1 protein-coding gene is annotated in these 1,553 nt (G+C 36.1%); it reads left to right on the top strand.

Going from position 1 to position 1,553, the window contains the following annotated elements:
- Positions 1-106: 106 nt before the first annotated feature.
- Positions 107-1,459 carry an IS1182 family transposase gene (locus tag SPD48_RS19875; RefSeq protein ID WP_442962181.1) on the top strand — a complete coding sequence of 451 codons (1,353 nt, stop codon included), beginning with the start codon at positions 107-109 and terminating at the stop codon, positions 1,457-1,459.
- Positions 1,460-1,553: the final 94 nt, after the last annotated feature.

The following is a 1,553-nucleotide window of genomic DNA, read 5'->3' on the forward strand; positions in this document are numbered from 1 at the left end:
CAGGCTGTCGAGAAACCCTCGACAGCCTGTTTTTATCTTTAAAAAGACATTATTCAAGTGGAATAATATGGTATAATATAATTAATCTAATAAGGTGGTGTTAAAATTGTTTTATACTAGAAATAATACACAAAATGAACTGGAGCTTATATGCTTAGAAGAATTAGTCCCACAAGATCACTTACTTCGTAAAATTGATAAGTATATTGACTTTTCCTTTATCGTAGATAAAGTACGCCCTTATTATTGCGAAGATAATGGCCGTCCATCGTTAGATCCGCTTGTTCTTTTCAAAATGATGTTTATTGGATATTTATACGGTATTCGATCTGAAAGACAATTGGAAAAAGAAATTCAAATGAACTTAGCCTATCGTTGGTTTCTCGGGTTAAGAATCTCCGATTCAGTTCCACACCACTCCACTATTAGTTGGAATCGCCATAATCGTTTTAAGGATACAGACATATTTCAGGAAATATTTGATGAAATTGTATTTCAAGCAATAGACCACCGGATGATTGGTGGTAGAGTATTGTTTAGTGACTCAACCCACTTAAAAGCAGATGCTAATAAACATAAATTTAAAAGAGAAACTGTTGAGGTTGAAACACGTGAATACATAAATGAATTGAATGAAGCTATTGATGGGGACCGGAAGCAAAATGGAAAAAAGCCCTTGAAACAAAGAGAGGATGTGAAAAAAGAAAAGACAATCCGAGTAAGTAAAACAGACCCCGAAAGTGGTTTTATGTCTCGAGATCATAAGCAGGAAATGTTTTGTTATCTTGATCATCGAACTACGGATATGAAATACAATATAATTACAGATGCATTTGTCACGCCTGGAAATGTTCATGATTCTGTCCCTTATCTTAGTAGATTAGATCGCCAAATCGAGCGATTTGGATTTGAAGTGGAAGCAGTTGCTTTAGACTCAGGTTATTTAACCAACCCAATATGCAAAGGTCTTTCAGATCGAAAGATATTTGGTGTCATTGCACATAGACGTTATCAGCCCACAAAAGGTCTTTTTAAAAAATCGGAGTTTAATTATGACGAGAAAAAGAATTCTTATACATGTCCTAACGGACAAACATTGAAGTATTCAACCACAAGTCGAGAAGGGTATCGTGAATATAAATCTGACTCGAAGATATGTAAGACATGTCCACTGTTGGGAAAATGTACTCGTTCCAAAAATCACCAAAAGGTAATTACACGACATGTTTGGGAAGAACATAAAGAAAAAGTCAGGCAGAATCGACTTTCATCATCGGGAAAAATGCTATATAAATATAGGAAAGAAAAAGTAGAGCGAAGTTTTGCAGATTCAAAAGAACTGCATGGACTTCGTTATTGCAGGTTGAGGGGGTTACACAATGCAGGTGAGCAAGTATTACTCACCGCAGCGTGTCAGAACATGAAGAAGATTGCCACACGCCTAGCCAAGCTAGGCTAGGTGTGTGGGAGTCATTTTTCATCTAGAAAACGCCAAAGATATTAATTAACGAAAAAGCTTGTAGAGAAAAAACACCCACTTTCTCTACAAGCTG

This window comes from Pseudogracilibacillus sp. SE30717A (genome assembly GCF_037071985.1).
Lineage (GTDB): Bacteria > Bacillota > Bacilli > Bacillales > Amphibacillaceae > Pseudogracilibacillus.